This window comes from Alteromonas lipotrueae (assembly GCF_019249255.1).
In the GTDB taxonomy this organism is placed as follows: domain Bacteria; phylum Pseudomonadota; class Gammaproteobacteria; order Enterobacterales; family Alteromonadaceae; genus Alteromonas; species Alteromonas lipotrueae.
In genome coordinates, this window is sequence record NZ_JAESDJ010000021.1 from 20,320 (window position 1) to 37,961 (window position 17,642).

Annotated in this window: 19 protein-coding genes; 6 read left to right on the forward strand and 13 right to left on the reverse strand. The window is 43.1% G+C overall.

What is annotated here, in order from left to right; all coding sequences use genetic code 11:
- Positions 1-139: 139 nt before the first annotated feature.
- The 4 genes from KYS23_RS19060 to KYS23_RS19075 all read right to left on the reverse strand — a co-directional run bounded on the left by KYS23_RS19060 (position 140) and on the right by KYS23_RS19075 (position 5,360).
- Complete coding sequence (locus tag KYS23_RS19060) at positions 140-2,593, reverse strand: bifunctional diguanylate cyclase/phosphodiesterase (protein ID WP_159527904.1); 2,454 nt, start codon at positions 2,591-2,593, stop codon at positions 140-142.
- 8 nt (positions 2,594-2,601) lie between these two features.
- The gene (locus KYS23_RS19065; RefSeq protein WP_218419808.1) at positions 2,602-3,795 is read right to left on the reverse strand and encodes a hypothetical protein; all 1,194 of its coding nucleotides are present in this window, start codon (positions 3,793-3,795) and stop codon (positions 2,602-2,604) included.
- Positions 3,792-4,190, reverse strand: a complete 399-nt coding sequence (locus tag KYS23_RS19070; protein WP_232370547.1) for a substrate-binding domain-containing protein — start codon at positions 4,188-4,190, stop codon at positions 3,792-3,794. Before KYS23_RS19070 ends, KYS23_RS19065 begins: the two co-directional genes overlap by 4 nt.
- A gap of 168 nt (positions 4,191-4,358) precedes the next feature.
- A complete protein-coding gene (locus KYS23_RS19075) occupies positions 4,359-5,360 on the reverse strand; it encodes a glycosyltransferase family 9 protein (RefSeq protein WP_049791843.1) in 1,002 nt (333 codons plus the stop codon).
- A 94-nt stretch (positions 5,361-5,454) separates the two neighbouring features.
- On the opposite strand from KYS23_RS19075, the gene KYS23_RS19080 reads away from it, so the two are divergent.
- Complete coding sequence (locus KYS23_RS19080) at positions 5,455-6,171, forward strand: 3-deoxy-D-manno-octulosonic acid kinase (RefSeq protein WP_218419813.1); 717 nt, start codon at positions 5,455-5,457, stop codon at positions 6,169-6,171.
- 65 nt (positions 6,172-6,236) lie between these two features.
- A complete protein-coding gene (gene coaD, locus KYS23_RS19085) occupies positions 6,237-6,725 on the forward strand; it encodes a pantetheine-phosphate adenylyltransferase (RefSeq protein WP_159527901.1) in 489 nt (162 codons plus the stop codon).
- An 84-nt stretch (positions 6,726-6,809) separates the two neighbouring features.
- Here coaD and mutM read toward each other — a convergent pair whose 3' ends face one another.
- From mutM to rpmB, 4 genes are all read right to left on the reverse strand, one after another.
- Entirely contained in the window at positions 6,810-7,619 is an 810-nt protein-coding gene (mutM, locus tag KYS23_RS19090) for a bifunctional DNA-formamidopyrimidine glycosylase/DNA-(apurinic or apyrimidinic site) lyase (RefSeq protein WP_159527900.1), read from the reverse strand.
- A gap of 95 nt (positions 7,620-7,714) precedes the next feature.
- On the reverse strand, positions 7,715-8,191 hold the full coding sequence (locus KYS23_RS19095; protein WP_309475350.1) for a hypothetical protein: 477 nt from the start codon (positions 8,189-8,191) through the stop codon (positions 7,715-7,717).
- Positions 8,192-8,326: 135 nt separating this feature from the next.
- Positions 8,327-8,482 (reverse strand): 50S ribosomal protein L33, encoded by a 156-nt coding sequence (gene rpmG, locus KYS23_RS19100; RefSeq protein WP_013786148.1) that lies wholly within the window; start codon positions 8,480-8,482, stop codon positions 8,327-8,329.
- 11 nt (positions 8,483-8,493) lie between these two features.
- Positions 8,494-8,730: a 50S ribosomal protein L28 gene (rpmB, locus tag KYS23_RS19105; protein WP_013786149.1), complete on the reverse strand. Its 237-nt coding sequence runs from the start codon at positions 8,728-8,730 to the stop codon at positions 8,494-8,496.
- A 365-nt stretch (positions 8,731-9,095) separates the two neighbouring features.
- Here rpmB and KYS23_RS19110 point away from each other — a divergent pair, with 365 nt between their 5' ends.
- Entirely contained in the window at positions 9,096-10,172 is a 1,077-nt protein-coding gene (locus KYS23_RS19110; protein ID WP_159527899.1) for a CDP-glycerol glycerophosphotransferase family protein, read from the forward strand.
- Positions 10,173-10,184: 12 nt separating this feature from the next.
- Positions 10,185-10,583, forward strand: coding sequence for an FAD synthase family protein (locus tag KYS23_RS19115; RefSeq protein ID WP_159527898.1), 399 nt, complete (start codon positions 10,185-10,187; stop codon positions 10,581-10,583).
- A 37-nt stretch (positions 10,584-10,620) separates the two neighbouring features.
- Here the strand turns inward: KYS23_RS19115 and KYS23_RS19120 are convergent, their stop codons facing one another.
- The 5 genes from KYS23_RS19120 to radC all read right to left on the reverse strand — a co-directional run bounded on the left by KYS23_RS19120 (position 10,621) and on the right by radC (position 15,372).
- Positions 10,621-12,732, reverse strand: coding sequence for a YjbH domain-containing protein (locus KYS23_RS19120; RefSeq protein ID WP_159527897.1), 2,112 nt, complete (start codon positions 12,730-12,732; stop codon positions 10,621-10,623).
- The gene (locus tag KYS23_RS19125; protein ID WP_159527896.1) at positions 12,729-13,472 is read right to left on the reverse strand and encodes a capsule biosynthesis GfcC family protein; all 744 of its coding nucleotides are present in this window, start codon (positions 13,470-13,472) and stop codon (positions 12,729-12,731) included. Before KYS23_RS19125 ends, KYS23_RS19120 begins: the two co-directional genes overlap by 4 nt.
- Before the next feature lie 5 nt (positions 13,473-13,477).
- On the reverse strand, positions 13,478-14,161 hold the full coding sequence (locus tag KYS23_RS19130; protein ID WP_218419815.1) for a YjbF family lipoprotein: 684 nt from the start codon (positions 14,159-14,161) through the stop codon (positions 13,478-13,480).
- Between the two features lie 97 nt (positions 14,162-14,258).
- Positions 14,259-14,600, reverse strand: a complete 342-nt coding sequence (locus KYS23_RS19135) for a hypothetical protein (protein ID WP_159527894.1) — start codon at positions 14,598-14,600, stop codon at positions 14,259-14,261.
- 94 nt (positions 14,601-14,694) lie between these two features.
- Positions 14,695-15,372 (reverse strand): RadC family protein, encoded by a 678-nt coding sequence (gene radC, locus KYS23_RS19140; RefSeq protein ID WP_159527893.1) that lies wholly within the window; start codon positions 15,370-15,372, stop codon positions 14,695-14,697.
- A 197-nt stretch (positions 15,373-15,569) separates the two neighbouring features.
- Here radC and coaBC point away from each other — a divergent pair, with 197 nt between their 5' ends.
- Together coaBC and slmA are read left to right on the forward strand one after the other, a co-directional pair.
- The gene (gene coaBC / locus KYS23_RS19145; RefSeq protein WP_159534309.1) at positions 15,570-16,787 is read left to right on the forward strand and encodes a bifunctional phosphopantothenoylcysteine decarboxylase/phosphopantothenate--cysteine ligase CoaBC; all 1,218 of its coding nucleotides are present in this window, start codon (positions 15,570-15,572) and stop codon (positions 16,785-16,787) included.
- 161 nt (positions 16,788-16,948) lie between these two features.
- Positions 16,949-17,536, forward strand: a complete 588-nt coding sequence (gene slmA, locus KYS23_RS19150; RefSeq protein ID WP_013786158.1) for a nucleoid occlusion factor SlmA — start codon at positions 16,949-16,951, stop codon at positions 17,534-17,536.
- The last annotated feature ends 106 nt before the right edge of the window (positions 17,537-17,642 follow it).

The following is a 17,642-nucleotide window of genomic DNA, read 5'->3' on the forward strand; positions in this document are numbered from 1 at the left end:
TTAAAAAAATGTATTTTAAAGAAAGCGATAGAAAGCTTACACAAGAAAGGGGGCGTTTTAACAGTATTAAAACTCGCAGCCGTAAACTTTTTCGTACACTTGTTAGCTATAGCTAACAAATCTAGCAGGCTAGTAGGCCTTACTCGTTAGATTGCGTGCTGTCCCATATGCCCAAGTGTACGTTTTTGCTTAGGGTAGTCCAAATATCTGGCTCTGGAATAGGCCGACTAATTAAGTACCCCTGCCCCATCTGACAATCAAAGTGACATAGCATTTCAAATTGCTCTGCTGTTTCAATACCTTCAGCTACCACAATTAACCCCATTTTTCGCACCATGGCAATAGTGGAATGCACGATGTTTCTATCGTCAGCATTCTCGATGATATTGGCAACGAATGAACGGTCGATTTTTATGAAGTCTGCAGGTAGTGATTTTAAGTAACTGAGTGACGAATAGCCCGTTCCAAAATCATCAATGGCCAGTGTACACCCCATATCTCTAATAGTACGCATAATAGAGGTTGCCCGCTCAATATCGGTGACCAATACCGTTTCAGTTAATTCCAAACATACTTGGGATGGCGAAATATCATTGCGAATAATTTGTTGCTGTAAAAAATCAGGAAGACTGGGATCGAGAAACTGCCCCGCAGAGAGGTTAATCGCTAACTTCACATTCGGGTAACCGTTCGCGTTAAGCTCTCTAATGAGGTAGGTAGCCTTGGCTATCACCCAGTAATCAAGCTCTAGCATGAAAGAGGTATTTTCAAGCGAAGGAATAAACTCTGCCGGTGATATGGTGCCCTTAACAGGGTGATACCAACGAAGCAGTGCTTCGAACCCTATTAACTCATTGGTTCGCAGGTCGATTTGTGGCTGCAAGGCTAAACTAAACTGACTTTCCCTTAGGGCCACCCGCGCTTCGGCTTCAAGTTCAACCTTTTTCATTACCTTCAGGTTCATGGTGGCATCGTAAACTCTAAAGCTCGCGCCTTTTTTCGATTTTGCTTCGTACATAGCAATATCGGCATGCCGCAATAGCTCCACTGGCGTAGCTCTGGCATGGCGGCTCACGGCTACACCTATACTGATAGAGACGTAGAATTGCATGCCATCCACTTCAATGGGCTGGTCGAATTCTTCAATAATTTTCTTCGCAACGTGTTCCACTTGTTCTTTGTTTTCGATGCTAGATAACAATACAACGAACTCATCACCACCAAATCGTGACGCAATATCGGTTTCCCTGATAGGTCGTGATATCCGCATAGCGGCTGCTTTTAAAAGCTTATCCCCCACGTCATGACCATAGCTGTCGTTGACTTTTTTAAAGTCGTCTAAGTCCATGAACATCAGTGCAACCAACCTATCGTCTCGCGCGGAGTGGGCAAGTTGGTTTTCAATCTGAAAGGTCAGCATATTCCGATTTGGCAGGCCGGTAAGCACATCAAACATAGCCATTTTTTCAAGCTTGGCAGTATTCACCGCCATTTGGCCATCGAAATCTTCCAACTGTTTTGCCAGTGCATTGGCGGCATCCTCTACCACATCAAGTTCGTCGTTTAATCGCCAAAGCGATGCGTGCTGCTTTTTTTCAACCAGTTTGCGGTATTCGATAAATTTGTGGTCGGCAAGCATAGGCAAACGTTCACTTATACCTAATAGCCTCAAGCGGTATTGATTAAGAAAGAGCCTTAGAAGCAATGAGAACACGATAAACAGCACAATCGCACTGATTATAACCAGTAGTTCGTACTGCTCTTTTTGATGTACTAATGCAGAAATATCTTGCACAACCATGAGGTAAGGCTGCTCTGTTAAGCTGTGGGGGAAGGCCAATAAACTGACCGATAGTTCTTTTCCTTGAAACGACACCCGAAGCCCTTTAACCACTAACTTTTCTACACTCCAATCTTTAGGGAAGGCGGCAATGAGCTCGGCTAAATAATCTTGGTTAGATTGTGAAAGCTGGCTGGACAGCGTTAAGGCGGGTTCATTTTCAGTGCCTTGTTTATGCTGAACCATCACAACCTTATGAGCGTCGGTAGAGCGATTAAACAACGACAAAAGTTCACGCAATGAAGCAGACAAAATAACGACAGGAACCACCTCGTCATCGGTCATAATAGGCACTGATAAATAATGTGTGCATACACCCTCGCAGCGAATTAACGCTCTACTGCTAAGAGACTGCTGCGTGCTACGCACCAATTTTAGAACAAAATCACTGACGGGGGCTGGCTGCTCTCCTACTACGCCGTCTTGGTCAAACAGATACAACTGTTCCACATGAAAGTTCAGCATCAGGTATTCCTGATTTCGCTGAAGTTTTTCATAAAAATAATCTAAATCTTGATGCTTCGCCATTTCGATGTGGCTAAACATGTCTACCCATAACACCATACGGTTATGCAGAATATCTTCAAAAAGCTGAAGTCGACGCTGGTTTTTTAGTTGCTCTTCTTGCTGCTGAAAAACCAGGCTTGAATCAGACTCTCGAATCAGCACCATAGAAATGACCACTGTGACGGTTAGCACCATCGCCATCAACATAATGATGGTTTTAGTGGTAAAGGACATCTCCACTTTCATGAGTTAACCTAGAACCAGTACATCAGCTGTACAGACCACATACGCCAGTGTTCCTGCGAATGATCTCTTATACTAGGGTCGAGTAAGCTCACGACTCTTGCGGCTCCGTCAACCCAATGATGCTCGGCCTGTAAACGCCATCTAGGCGAGATATCCCACCTTGCCCCAACGGTCACTGTATCCATATAACCAAAGTAAGAAGGAACAAGGCCCCCAGTACTTATTTCAAGGGCATCCCCATTGGGATCATTGTCGTTGTTCACATAGGTGTCGTAGCCAATAAGGCCGCTAAAACGGTTGTTAAATAGGTACCTAAATTGAACAAAACCGCCTTCACCGGTTAGCCTATCGACATAATCAGGTGCAAAGAGGCCATCATATTCTTGTAATTCTCTTACTAGCTCGGTACTTAATTGCCATTTTTCGCTAAAATATTGCATAGAAAACATTAATCTACGAATGCTAGCGCCACCGTCTAATCGATTGTCCACTTCTGCTGCCTTATATCCGAAATCGGACTCAAGCCAACTTACGCCAACTCTCCAAGCCATACTAGCCGGTTGCCAAAAAGCGCTGGCTTGGTGCACAAAGTCTTGCTCTATACTCCCCTTGGCATCGTCGCCTAGGAAGAAGTCTCTTTGAGCGTCATTCAATGGAGAACGACCGTAACTCCAATTTACTTCCCAAATGTTGTCCGTTGAGTATTTCTTAAATTTTGCCTGAAGCCCGTCACTACCTAACGCGATATCACGAAAGCCATCGAAGTAAACTGATTGAGGGAGAAGCGTGGTATCTCTCGTTTGGGGAACATCGCGAGTTACTGAATATAACCAGTGCGTATTTTTGAAGCGGCCTATGTGTACTTGTGCTTGCCACCCAGCCACATCGGGCATAGTCCAATCTACAAACAGATAATCTAACCTTGTCCCCTTTTCAAACCTATTCCCCGCATCCAAATAAACCACCTGCCCGGCAACTGATAAATTATTACTCAAGCGGTAATGGCCGTTAATACCTACTTCAGACAACTCACCAGTAATATTATTATCTTCGGTAATAAAATTGCCATCAATCGATTGTGTTAGTCCTTGCGCTATATACCCATGCCATGAAAACTTAGGCTCTTCTTGTGCCATGACCATTGAGCTAGATGCCGCAAGTAAAACCGCGCGTAGAAACCATACGAACACTTGCTTATTCATTGTTCACGCACCTCAATAATTTGTTCATTTTTTATTTTGTCGATATCTGCATACCCTATAGCGCCTGCAGTACTCTCTACCATTTTAAGAAGGGCTTCTTGGGATGATACCCGTGTAGGTGTAACACCTTGACCAGAATACGTAAGTTGGTCCCAAAGGCGAGAGAGTTGGTAAGGAAACATTTGTAAGTTTTCACGACAAAATGCTTTGTGTAGAGTGTGAACATCTTCAAGCACAACAACGTGGATTTTTTCTCCGTCGCGCCAGTATTGTTTGTGGCCGGTAAATATTTGGCGCAATTCTGACTGAGTAAGGGATGTGGTATCCACTGACTCATTGGCGACCACGACGGCCTGTTGTGCGAGCGCAACTGGACTACAAGTTAAAAATAGCATGCTGAGCACCAGTGCCGAGTACTCGGTATTGCTAGTTAAAGCTCGTATTCGCTTAATCAATGCGAGCATAATCACCAAAGGGGGCTCTCCATGTCTTAGAAAAATTGGCGCGTGTAAGCTAAGTGTAGATAATGGTTAAAAGAAATTCCCAGAAATAGTGCGTATTCGTTAAAGCACTGCTTTAATTTTTGAAAAAACCGCATCAGTGGTAACACCTTTCATCAAGTTATCGCCCTTCGCGCGAATTCCCCAAGGTAATTGTTCCCACTTTTTTCCTTTTTGCTTTTCAATACACGCATCGTACACAGAAACCGTGTTATCTATACTGTTATACGGCCCCGTGCGAATAGGGTTCGAATGCGCATATAATCCAATAACGGGTGTGCCTACGGTAGTAGCCATGTGAGCAGGACCGGTATCGGGTGCAAGCACTAAACTCGCGTGCTTTAGCAATACCAATAATTGGTGAAGACTGGTTTTGCCAGTAAAGTCTGCTTTTATACTTGGCTTATACGCTGAAATAGCATTGGCAGTGGTTTTATCGAGCTCACCAGGCCCCCCGACTAATATGACTGATTTACCTTGTTGTGATAAGTAGTCAGCAGTTTCAGCGTACCTTTCAGGAAGCCAGTTACGTTCTGCCTTGCTGGCAGCAGGCGCAATTACAACATAGTCGCCTAATGCCTCGGCTTGCTTTCTACCCCAACGCTCATCTTCTTCGCTAACAGGAATATTCCATGATGGCGTATCGACTTTTGGTACACCTAGCGCATCGGCAAAATCCATAAAGCCATCAAGCACGTGAGAGTATTGACGTGGCGCGACTCGCTCGTTAGCGAATAACCAGTGCAGCTCTTTGCTTCTGGCCCAGTCGAAGCCAATTCTGCGCTTCGCCTTTATAACTCTAGAGGCTAGGTTCGCGCGCAGGGCAACTTGCATCATAAGCAGTGCGTCGAAGGTTTCACCTTTCACTGCATTTTTTAAGCTCTCAACGGCGGCTTTGCCTTGTTTTTTATCAAAAATGATAAAGCGCACATTCGGCATTAGCTTAACCAGCTGATACTCTACCTTGCCAATGACCCAAGTTAACTCAGCGTCCGGCCAATGGGTTTGAATACGTGTTACCATAGCGGCTGCATGGCAGACATCACCAATAGCAGATAGACGCATTAAGCAAATCTTTTTTCCCACAAATGCTCTCTCGTTGCTGAAATGCCGAAATAATTCATTAGAATGGTAAATTTTACCATAAGTAACGGGCGTCATGGCGATAATACGACGAGACTTAGGTGCTGGGCATCACTTCTTATACAACGATGAACTCATGACTGAACCTAGCGTAGATATGTTCAGTCATGAATTTTGGCTATTCCAAAATAAAATTACCGGTGAGGCCAAAGGCCGTGGTACCACTGTTTTTATCGACCATGATGCTCAGCATTGGGTGCTACGACATTTTAAGCGTGGCGGATTGGTTGGGAAATTACTTAGTGATCAGTATTTTTTTCTTGGTGTAGAGCGTTCTCGTCCGTTTGAAGAGTTTCGCCTTTTGACTAAAATGCGAGAACATGGCCTTCGCGTGCCTGTACCGGTTGGCGCCCGTATTCATCGCCGTGGTTTTATTTATCGTGGGGATCTTATTACCCAGAATATTCCTGAAAGCCAAGACTTGCATCACATGCTTACCCGAGAACCCTTATCAAAAGATGATTGGTATGCGGTGGGCGAAGCTTTGGCTAAAATGCATGCCTGCCAGATTTATCATCACGATGCGAACATCAGAAATATTATGATGGATAATGAGCGTAATATTTGGTTGATAGATTTTGATCGCTGTCATGAACGTCGCGGACACCATTGGAAGAAAGATAACCTGTCCCGTTTGTTACGCTCGTTGAATAAAGAAAAAGGCTTGAATACCCAGTTTTACTGGACTCAAGATGACTGGCAGTATTGTTTAGCGGGCTATAGAAGCAGCTGAATTGCAATTGCATCTACCCATATTTATCGATACTGTTGCCCTACAACAATAAAGATTAGATTAACATGCATACACGAGCACTTTATCCAGGCACTTTTGATCCCATTACCAATGGGCACGCAGACCTGATAGAAAGGGCATCACAGCTTTTCTCTCGGGTCATAGTTGGTATCGCCGCGAACCCCAGCAAACAACCCTTATTCACCCTTGATGAAAGAGTGGAAATGATTCGCAAGGTCACCGCCGATTTACCGAATGTAGAAGTGATGGGTTTCACAGGCTTACTTGCAGATTTTGCCGATGAACAACAAGCCACCATTCTTATTCGCGGATTACGTGCGGTATCTGATTTCGAATACGAATTTCAGCTAGCCAACATGAATCGCCGTTTGAATCCAAAACTAGAAAGTGTGTTTTTGACACCAGCAGAAGAAAACTCTTTTATATCATCTACGTTAGTAAAAGAAGTGGCGCTGCATCGGGGTAAAGTAGGTGGTTTTTGCCATCCGGTGGTCGATCAAGCATTGCAAGATAGACTGCGCCGCGAAGACTAAAACACTTTAATAATAATATTGTAAAACACACTGGTCTCAACCTGCCTATTGAGCGCAGTGTGTTCTATCTAGCGTCTATACTGACTAGCGCTGACACTGTTTACAAAAGAATGTATTTCGCTGGCCAATCACCTTGCTTTGTATTTCTGTTTTGCATACCTCACATGGTTCCCCTTTTCTTCCATACACATTTAAATGCTGTGCAAAGTACCCAGGGTTACCATCGGTTTGTGCAAAATCTTTTAGCGTTGTGCCGCCTTGTTCTATCGCTTTTGCTAATACTTGTTTAATAATTTGCGTAAGGTTCTTATAGCGGGCGCGGCTTACTTTACCCGCCTCTCTTCTTGGGTCGATACCCGCTAAAAATAAAGCTTCGTTGGCATAAATATTCCCTACGCCCACCACAACAGCGTTATCCATGATGAAGTTTTTTACCGTACTTTTTTTGCCTCTAGACAGAGTGAACAAACGTGTATCATCGAAATCGTCAGTTAATGGCTCTGGCCCAAGGTTGGCAAGTAATTTCAACGCTTCCCCTGGGGGTTGCCATAAGAAGGCCCCAAAACGTCTAGGGTCGTTAAAACGTAAGCATTTCCCCGAAGCCATTACGATATCCACATGATCGTGTTTCGCAACAGGTGTAGACGCATCAATGACTCGCAACTTACCCGACATACCTAAATGCAAAATAAGCGTGCCCGCTTCGGTTTCGATCATGAGGTATTTGGCTCTACGCTTAACGGCTGTCACCTTCTGATCGATAGCTAACGCCACTTCCTCGGGAATAGGCCAGCGCATTCTGCGTTCACGCACAATGATATTTTCTATCGTTTCGTTTAGCAGATAAGGAGAAACGCCTAAACGGCTTACTTCAACTTCTGGTAACTCAGGCATTTTCCCCTCCACCTTTGGGTGATCTAATTCGTTGTAATGAAGATTGGTTAAGTGTCATAGGTTACGGGTAGCAATGATTAGGCTAATACGCTTAATTAACTAGCGGGTTCACTAAGCCAAGGAAGAAGCGTATGCAGCTCAGTATTTTCAAGGGTGTACCAAACGCCGTTGTACTTTACGGTAACCGGCTGCGTATTGTTATAAAACGCAAAGACATGGCCATTTGCTTGCCCTGCTAGCCAGATAACCACCACTATGGGCTCAATTGAGTGAAATGCTTCGTCAACCAAAGACGTGGTTTTAAGCTGAGCAACTTGCCACGCTGCAATTTGATCCTGTGCTGATACTGGTAAGTCGCCTTCAGAGGACACTTGACGCCACTGCTGCCCGTTTCTCTCTAACTTGTTACTGGCATGCTCTATTTTAAGTACGTAGGCGTCAGGTGGCAGTAGCGGCCTTAATTCGGGAGCACTTCGTTTAGGCAGAAAACTATCTAAATTGAAAAGCGCAATCATGACCAACATGGCAACTATAACCACATTGTTCATAGCGCGTTGTGAGAGTCTTGCCACCAGCAGTCCTATTTAACGAATATAGTTTGTATGGTAATGCCTGAGACTGACATATTCCAGCGGCAATATTTTCATATTAGTAAAAGCAAAAAACCCAGCAAAGGCTGGGTTTTCGTGGAGACAAAAGCAAGTTTATTACTTGATTTTGGCCTCTTTGAACATAACGTGCTTACGTACAACAGGATCAAATTTTTTGATCTCCATTTTACCAGGCATGTTACGTTTGTTCTTATCAGTGGTGTAGAAGAAACCTGTACCTGCTGAAGAAACTAATTTAATTTTATCACGCATTGTAGGCTTCCTTAGATTTTCTCACCACGGGCACGGATGTCAGTTAGTACTGAATCGATACCATTTTTATCGATGATACGCATACCTTTAGCAGATAAACGTAGCTTAACGAAACGGTTTTCGCTCTCAACCCAAAAACGGTGAGAGTGAAGGTTTGGTAAAAAACGACGACGAGTCGCGTTTCTTGCGTGCGAACGGTTATTACCAACCGTAGGGCGCTTACCTGTTACTTGACATACTCTTGACATTGATTTGTCTCCAGAACAACGATAACTGTCGCGTCAATCGATTCCACCTATCAAAAGGTCACTGGATCAAATGACGTATTACTATAAATTAGAGGGCGCATTTTATACAGCAAACAGATCCCAATTTCAATAAGAAAAGGAAAAAAGCTCAATTTTTGTCACATTTTTAGTCAAAAATGACGATTATCTTTAAAAAGAGCTAAAAAATTACACTTAAGTGTAAAGTCATCGCGCTTTAAACTCTGTTACTGTTTTACGAACGCGCGCTATACTGCGTTAAACGCAGATTATACGCAATAAAAATAATAATAATTGACGGTGCGCCTGTTTAATAACTTTGCCGCCGCGATGTTGGAGCGTTTCAAATGCTAGGTAAAGTCCTCTTTGATGTGCAACACCTTTACTACATTCCGCAATATATACCTGTCGCTCGTATGCTGTTAAAAGCGGGTATTTTATGCGAGTTCGTCCTACACCAAGAACTTGGGTTAGATGCTCTGAAACAAGAAGTCATAGAAAAAGAAGGCTTTCGGTTTCAGTTTATTTCAGATAAAACTGAAACGCTTTCTCTTTACACCAAAAGCAACGCTGACTGGATTGTATTCGGAAATCGCCCTTATTTTAATGCGGAACAAAAAAAGCATATTAATGCCCGTCTTGCACTTATGCTGCACGGCATTGGGCCTAAAGCTTGTTATTACGATGTGTCTGAGTTTCCCTTCGATGTCAGATTTGTTGAAGGGGAAAGCCGCCTTCAACGGTTACAAAAAATGTATCCCGATAGACATTTTATAAACTCAGGCTATGCGAAACTCGACCCAATATTTAATGCAACTGAACAATTACTCGATTTGTCAGCATTGGGGCTAGATTCAAATAAGCCGACCGTGTTGTATGCACCCACCTTTTTCCCATCAAGTATCGAGTGCTTTCCCCCAAACTGGCCTGAAACATTGAGCAATGTAAATATTATTGTTAAACCTCATTTTTTTAGCCTGACAAAACCTAAATATAAGTCTCAAAAACAAAGAGTTGAAGCCTGGGAAAGTTATGAAAATGTGTATCTGGCAAATGCAAAAGACTTTGATCTACTGCCGTTCATGCAGGTCGCTGATATTATGCTTTCTGATGCATCATCCGCCATTTTTGAATTTGCTTCTATCGATCGTCCTATCGTATGGTGCGACTTTTTTCATACACGCTGGAATTATTCAGGTCTCTTCAATTTCAGATTAAAGAAACGACTCGATCCTGATATCGCATTATTTAACGAGATTTCCCATCGAGCTAACAATGCTTTTCAAGCGAATATGTTAATAGAAGAGTGTTTAAAACAACCGATGGAATTAAGCGCAAATCGTAAAAAAATCACGCAAGAAATGGTAGGCATTACTGATGGTCAATGCAGCAACCGCATTGCCGAATATCTTACAACACAATAATCAGGTGGTATTTTGAGACGCGTTATAACCTTCGGAACATTTGATGTACTGCACATAGGTCACATAAGAATACTTAAACGTGCTCGCGCAGAAGGTGATGCTCTCATAGTGGGCCTTTCTTCAGATGAACTCAATTTGAGCAAAAAAGGGCGAAATCCTATTTACCCCTACCACAGCAGAGAGGAATTACTTGCATCCCTGCGCTTTGTCGACAAAATTTTCACAGAAGAATCTCTAGAAAAGAAACGCGACTATATCATTCAACACCAAGCGGACGTGCTGGTCATGGGAGATGACTGGCACGGTAAGTTTGATGAGTTTAAGGATATATGCGATGTGGTTTATCTACCCCGAACTCCCTCTATTTCAACCACTGAAATTATTGAAATAATAAAGGATAGTAACGAGTAAGCACGGAATTGCTGTTATTCCGTGCTTACCAAACCCGCTAGTCGTAAAACGGTGAGCGTACTGCCGTAGAATCGATAAGACGCACGGGACGTCTTAACACCTGGCCACCATCACGAGAGATCGGCACCCATGGGAATGTTCCTCGACCTTTCGAAGGTTGCAGCAAGAATAAGTCTGAAGGAATTGAGATATAGAAACCTTTGGTAAAGCTACCTTCCCCATATTCTTCAGATGAGACATCGGTGAAAGCCGCATAAGCCCCCACAACAATCCCACTATCGAAACGTTTTGCGAAATCGATATTCACGCCTTTGTCTTTTGCTAAAAATTGCCCAGCACTAACGGTTAATTGCGTACCTTTCAGCATTTCAGGTTGCCAATACACGCTGGCATGGCCGGTGATAGCGTCATAATCTAAGGTTGAATATTGGTTGTAGGGGTCCCGCTGCTGCACATAGTTTATGTCAACCCCATATGCCAATCGGCTATCAACAGGACGATATAAAATCTCACCACCGACACCTGCAAACATAGTTTCTAGATAACCCGCGTATACCTGCCCAAATACGTTCTCACTAATATTGTCTTTATAGTGAATGAAGGCGGTATCCATGCCCACTTTATTCTCAGACACATACTCTCGTACCCGCGTTCTTACTCGCGGTAATGCAGTTTCTTCGTTATCAACCAAAAAGTTAAATTTATCAAAGTTATCTAATAAGGTTACCCGCGCACTGCCCATAACAGATAGCTTATTATTAAACGCATATCCTGCATTCAAAATTAGACCTGTTTGATATAAATAGAAGTCTTCAGGATTACCGAATGATTGCGTCCAGAAGAAGTTAGCGTTATAGAACAGCCCATGGGTGTTCGTAGGCTCATAAGCATCCATCATCTCTTTGGAAGGTGTAGTACGTGCGTATGACGTGGTGATGTCCGCATCTATCGACTCATAGCGTGCTGCCGCAATAAACGGTTCAGCATCAATTGTGGTATCAACCATGGGCTGACCACCGCTATTTTCAACAATGTGATATTTCGTCACTGAATCTGGAAGTTCTGAGGCAACAATGCGCCCTATCCGCTCAATCGCTTCATCTTGGTCGCGGTAAGCGAACTGGGTACCATAAAATACAGCTTTATCTTCTTCAATACTGGCATCAGAGAGGGCAAATCCGGCTGAGCGATACAAGGTATTGTACAATCTAGATTTATCAACGTTGTCGATAGTGTCAGGTACTTGCCTAGCCATTAAAGTTTTGGGTGGTTTATCGTACTTAGCTTGGCTTAAGGTGTTCATGTTGAAGCGATACGTTACGCCAAAACCAAACGTGTTTCCGCGCTGATAATTCATACTGAAATCAAATTCTTTCCAGCGATATACCGCGCCCACATTCCAACGAGAATCTTGCTCTAATTCCCCAGCCCTATCCAACGAATAATCGTTACCTTCAAACTCAAGTTTAAGGGTTAATGGCTCCCAAGGTGTTTGATATTCGATACCACCAAAAAAGGCCGTCGTTCCCTTGAAAAATTGGTCGTAATCAACTTTTCCACCGCGCCCAGAAAACCCCGCGGGTCGATCACAGTAACTGTCTCTAAACTCACAAAGCGGGTTAGTAATATCGTCTGCCGTGCCTAAGTAGCCCCAACCTAAGCCTAAGTGAACATCAAAAGGTCCAAATGATTTACTGGCGTTAATATACTCGCTTTCGAAGAAGCCTGTACCACCAAAATCGCGAAAACCAACGGAAATATCTGGCGTATAATAGCCTTCTTTCCACAACCTAAATTTTACATCTAAGCCTTTATCTTTAAGGGTTTGGTCACCACTAAACGACTCAACATCGCTATAAAACTGCGTTCGCACGTCAGTATAGCGAGCCGTAGCTTCCATCCAATCGAATAATTGTAGGTTGACTGACCAAAAGCGATATTCACCATTGTCGGTATAATTTATTGCAAATCCCCCTTCTTCACGCATACGCGCTGTAGGGGTTTGGATAAGCCCGTTCCCACCTTGTACCATTTGCGAAGGGGTAACCCGGAACTCGGTATCAACGGTATCTGTATCAGCCAAGACGGGACAGGCTGATGCACTAATGATGAGTGCTAACGATGTTTTCTTATAAGGAAAAGCGCTCATTGAGGAAGGATCCTATGTACTGCTAAATTTGCGATGCGGGTATTGAGTGCATCCAAGGTTGAACTGAATATCTGTCCCGTGATGGGTACATAAATTTGGCTTCCTGGCATTAATTGTGAGTAATCTATATTCCAGTAAGCAATACCACGTTTCTCTATCTCGCCCATTGGGGTAATCACGAAAACATGGCTTTTATCAGCGTCTGTGGCTTTAGTGACTGACTTTGCAGTAGAAAAAATAGAAAGATCATTACCGTGTCTGTAAGCACCAGGTTTAATAACTAACCCAGAAAAGTGTATAACTGATGGACGAGGACTAATGCGAAGCAAATATCGTCCAGGTTGAAACATAGGATTTTCTTCTGCATTCAAACGTGCACGGTTATAGGATATTGGCGTGATAATACGCGTAGATACTGTCCATGAAGAGACTTGCTGATACAGGTTTTCTAATGCGCGGTATGTATCGCTGTTCGCATTGTAATCTTTCAATACCATACGAATTTCTGATAAAACAGCGTCTTTTTCGCGCTCAGCATAAGCATCATTTAAGTTATATATGCCTGATGTTGGCCAATACCAATCACCAGATTCAGCCACAATTGACAATACACTGTTAAGCCTAATGGGCTGCGCGAACTCGTAAGATTGCTTATTAATTATGATAGTCACTTGGGCAGATACAGACGCGGAAAATAGCAAAAGCCAAAAGCTCATTAGTAAGGTAATAAAAACTCTCATTTTATTTACTGCTCCTTACTTTTCATTAAACGCACTACTCGACTTAAATACACCATGTCGTAGACATCACCTTGTGGGCTTAACTTTTGCGTAGAGGCTAAAAGCTGTTTCGATTTTGCGTCAAGATAGTAAGTATTTTCCCATTCCAAATGGGTGTCGATATAAGGCGTGGTTTCTGGAAAAATAACACTTTCCGTTATTTTAGTGACCGTAAAAATGGTATCTAGATAGGTTTGGCTTTCCTCACCGTGCACTCGCCATGTAGAGCTAACAGGTAACCCGTAACCTACATTTTCTAAGTCGAGTTTTCTTTGCCACGAGTAGGCTAAAACATCGTTGCTGGCCAAGGGGTTATGCTTTAAATTTCCCGTATAGTACAACTCATTATCTAGCCCTTCAGTGCGAACAATCACGCCATGATGCATAGTGAAGATAACCTTATCGCCTGATACCCAACGGTATTTATCACCATCAATATAGGCAAGGGCAAGTGAAGCAGCATCACGCCCACCCGCTTTTATCTGTAATAAGTCTGCTTTGCTTGCCGCTATTTCATCTACTGTGTAGGAAACGGTGCGATCCTCAAGGGCAAGACTAACAGTTTTAATATAGGCATTAATGGTGGAGGAACACCCAGAGACAAAAAGAGATAATAGGCTGATAGATATCAGTAATAGGGATGTTTTCATTGAAAATTTCGACAACTGTTATTTAGTAATAAGAACACTTTCTTGGTATAAATAAAAAAGCCGCTAATGAAAGCGGCTTTTTCGAAACTATTTATTATTACTGTACGGTCGGTGCGTAAGTAAATGTCACTGGAACCGTGATAGTAGAGGTTGCAGTTGCAGTACCTGTAACTGTAACTGTGTTAGTAGTACCAACACAAACGCCATCTACTAATGGATCATCGCCTTCACAAGTAGCTGTACCTTCATCATCAACAGCTGTTGATGAATTGTTAGAAACCACACCAGCAACAACGCCAGCAACAACAGCAGCAGTCGCTACAACTGGAGCAGTTACAGCGCCAAGTCCTGTAGTTCCAGCTCCGCCTTCGGCATCTTGAGCGCTAACACCAGCAGACATAGCAGCTGCTGCGAACAATGCAATAATTGACTTTTTCATATTAGTCCTTTCAGAAAATTTACCCATTAGATTGATATGCTAAATCATTTTCAACGATTTGACTAGATTATATTCGATGAATGACTAACAAAATCTATATTAACAGGCCTCGCTGGGCAAATGAAACCGTTTCCGTGTCTCCGACCACAAAATGATCTAAAACAGAAACATCGATCATTCCCATCGCATTTTGGATCTCCCCGGTCAGCCTAATATCTGCCTGACTCGGTTCAGCAACGCCTGAGGGGTGATTGTGAACTAAGATCACGGCCGCTGCATTATCTTTGATCACTTGCTTTAAAAGTTCTCGAGGATACACCGCCGCACTATTAATTGTTCCGGTAAACATGGTTCTACAAGCAATAAGTTGGTGCTGACTGTCTAACATTAACAGCAGGAATTTTTCTTGCTGACAGTCTCGTAGTTTTGCTTGCAAGTAACGCTTCGTATCATCCACATTATTAAATACGTCTTGTCGAGCAAGTGGAATTTCTAAGTTTCGTCTAAATATCTCAAAGGCAGCTTGAAATTGTGCAAATTTACAAGCGCCGAGGCCATTTACATCGGTAAATTCGGCTTCGTTTGCCACGACTAAACCTCGTAGCGATCCCACTTTTTCTAACAGATCTCTGGCCAAACCTACTGCGGTTTTCCCTGCCACACCTGCACCTAGCATAACGGCAATCAACTCAGCGTCACTTAAGTATTCTGCGCCATAATAAAGTAGTTTTTCCCTTGGCCGTTCTTTAATAGGCCACACTTTTATCGACATTATCAATTTCTCACACACCAAATGAATATAGGGTTTATAGCGCAGTAGTCTATTTACAATCGACTGATCATTGGGCGAGTTCTTGTTGAAATGACATACTATTTTGTTGTTCGAGTCGGTGAATGTACTTTTGTTCAGCTACCGCAAAAATCGCCATCATGATAGTCTTGGGTTACGTAAAAAATGATGTTTCAAATATGTCTTTAGCCAATAAAAATGTTCTGCTTGGTGTTAGTGGTGGGATTGCCGCCTATAAAACCCCTGATTTAGTGCGTAAGCTTACCGCGCTAGGCGCGAATGTACGCGTGGTATTAACGGGGTCAGCGGCTGAATTTGTAAGCCCGCTTTCGTTACAGGCGGTATCTGGTAACCCGGTACACCAACATTTGCTAGACCCAGCTGCAGAAGCGGCAATGGGTCACATTGAGTTGGCTAAATGGGCTGATGCGTTACTTATCGCCCCCGCTACAGCCAATATTATGGCTAAGCTGGCTCATGGATTGGCTGACGATTTGCTCACCACTTTATATTTAGCCACAGAAGCGAAAACTTTTATTGCCCCTGCAATGAATCAGCAAATGTGGAAGGCCACGGCAACGCAAGTGAACTTAGGCATCTTAACGCAGCATGGTGCGTTATTTATAGGTCCAGCTGATGGAGAGCAAGCTTGTGGTGATGTAGGCTCTGGCCGCATGGTGGAGCCAGTAGAAATAGCTTCTACCATCAACCGAAACCTAAGCGCACCAAACGATAAGATCTTGTCAGGTAAGCACGTCCTAATTACAGCAGGCCCAACCCGAGAACCCCTGGATCCGGTCCGCTACATCTCCAATCATAGTTCGGGAAAAATGGGTTTTGCTATTGCTGACATGGCCATTAAAGCAGGCGCCGACGTCACCCTTATCGCAGGGCCAGTAAACTTGCCTACCCCTGATGGATGTAAGCGTATTGATGTCACTACCGCTGATGAAATGTTAGTGGCATGTGAGCAAGCGGTTTCTCATTCCGATATTTTTATAGCTACGGCTGCGGTAGCTGATTATAGAGCAGTGCAGGTTGCCGAAAATAAAATTAAGAAAATCGGTGATGAGTTAACACTTACTTTTGTTAAAAACCCTGATATTCTAGCAACGATTGCAACGCGAACTGATAAGCCTTTTTGTGTTGGATTTGCTGCAGAAAGCCAAGATGTGGAGTTGTACGCCCGTGGAAAGCTGAAAAACAAAAAGCTTGATATGATTGCGGCAAACGACATAACTGCCGACGGACTTGGCTTCAATAGCGATAATAATGCGTTACATGTAATTTGGGACGATGGCGATAAACACCTACCTGCCACCACAAAACCTAAGTTAGCTGAAGCATTGTTACTACTTATTGCGAATCGATTTAACAGTAAGAATATTGTTCAATAGCCAAGCTTAGAACATCATTTAAAAATAAAAAATAACGATATACGCTAATACAAGTATTCAGCGTGTCGATAATAACAAGAACTCATCATAACGATTTGGCCTGAGCCAACTTAACATGGAACGGACTTCTTAAGTCCGGTTGCGGAGGAATTACTCTCATCATGCCTGCTGTCAAAAAAACAAATCGCAGAGCCCAAATTCTGCAAGCCCTAGCGGGAATGTTGGAAACAAACCCTGGTCAACGTATCACTACAGCAAAATTAGCTGAAAAAGTGGGCGTTTCAGAAGCGGCGCTATATCGCCACTTTCCAAGTAAAGCCAGAATGTTCGAAGGACTCATTGAGTTCATCGAAGAAACCTTGTTTACCCGCATTAATAAAATAGTTAACGAAGAGAAAGACTCGCTGACTCGTTGTCAGCTAATTCTTCACCTCATTTTAGGCTTTGCCGAAAAGAACCCCGGCATTACCCGTATATTAAACGGTGATGCATTAATGGGAGAGCAAGACCGACTTCGCGCTCGTATCGCAAAACTCTTTGAACGTCTTGAAACCCAGCTTAAACAAGTACTCCGTGAACGAAAGTTGCGTGAAGGGAAAACCCTATCAGCCGATGAAGCGATAATTGCTAACATGCTTATTTGTTACACCGACGGCCGCATTAACTTGTTTATTCGAAGTGGTTTCACCCGTAAACCAACTGAACAGTTCAATGAGCAATGGGCAGCTTTTAAGCAGATGTTTGTATAAGGCAGATCTCAGATTAGAAAAAGGCGCTTTAATACAGCGCCTTTTTGATTTGTGTGGGGTTAAATAATTTCAGCAAATTAGATTTTATTTATTTTCGTCTTTAATA

Bases quoted from the DNA above. Each gene is read 5' to 3' on its own strand.
- KYS23_RS19075 (WP_049791843.1), bottom strand. From the start codon at position 5,360: ATGCGTCTATCTGCTATTGGTGATGTCTGCCATGCAGCCGCTATGGTA.
- KYS23_RS19065 (WP_218419808.1), bottom strand. From the start codon at position 3,795: ATGAATAAGCAAGTGTTCGTATGGTTTCTACGCGCGGTTTTACTTGCG.
- KYS23_RS19120 (WP_159527897.1), bottom strand. From the start codon at position 12,732: ATGAGCGCTTTTCCTTATAAGAAAACATCGTTAGCACTCATCATTAGT.
- coaBC (WP_159534309.1), top strand. From the start codon at position 15,570: ATGTCTTTAGCCAATAAAAATGTTCTGCTTGGTGTTAGTGGTGGGATT.
- KYS23_RS19130 (WP_218419815.1), bottom strand. From the start codon at position 14,161: ATGAAAACATCCCTATTACTGATATCTATCAGCCTATTATCTCTTTTT.
- KYS23_RS19125 (WP_159527896.1), bottom strand. From the start codon at position 13,472: ATGAGAGTTTTTATTACCTTACTAATGAGCTTTTGGCTTTTGCTATTT.
- rpmG (WP_013786148.1), bottom strand. From the start codon at position 8,482: ATGCGTGATAAAATTAAATTAGTTTCTTCAGCAGGTACAGGTTTCTTC.
- mutM (WP_159527900.1), bottom strand. From the start codon at position 7,619: ATGCCTGAGTTACCAGAAGTTGAAGTAAGCCGTTTAGGCGTTTCTCCT.
- KYS23_RS19110 (WP_159527899.1), top strand. From the start codon at position 9,096: ATGCTAGGTAAAGTCCTCTTTGATGTGCAACACCTTTACTACATTCCG.
- rpmB (WP_013786149.1), bottom strand. From the start codon at position 8,730: ATGTCAAGAGTATGTCAAGTAACAGGTAAGCGCCCTACGGTTGGTAAT.
- KYS23_RS19070 (WP_232370547.1), bottom strand. From the start codon at position 4,190: ATGCTATTTTTAACTTGTAGTCCAGTTGCGCTCGCACAACAGGCCGTC.
- radC (WP_159527893.1), bottom strand. From the start codon at position 15,372: ATGTCGATAAAAGTGTGGCCTATTAAAGAACGGCCAAGGGAAAAACTA.
- slmA (WP_013786158.1), top strand. From the start codon at position 16,949: ATGCCTGCTGTCAAAAAAACAAATCGCAGAGCCCAAATTCTGCAAGCC.
- coaD (WP_159527901.1), top strand. From the start codon at position 6,237: ATGCATACACGAGCACTTTATCCAGGCACTTTTGATCCCATTACCAAT.
- KYS23_RS19080 (WP_218419813.1), top strand. From the start codon at position 5,455: ATGGCGATAATACGACGAGACTTAGGTGCTGGGCATCACTTCTTATAC.
- KYS23_RS19135 (WP_159527894.1), bottom strand. From the start codon at position 14,600: ATGAAAAAGTCAATTATTGCATTGTTCGCAGCAGCTGCTATGTCTGCT.
- KYS23_RS19060 (WP_159527904.1), bottom strand. From the start codon at position 2,593: ATGAAAGTGGAGATGTCCTTTACCACTAAAACCATCATTATGTTGATG.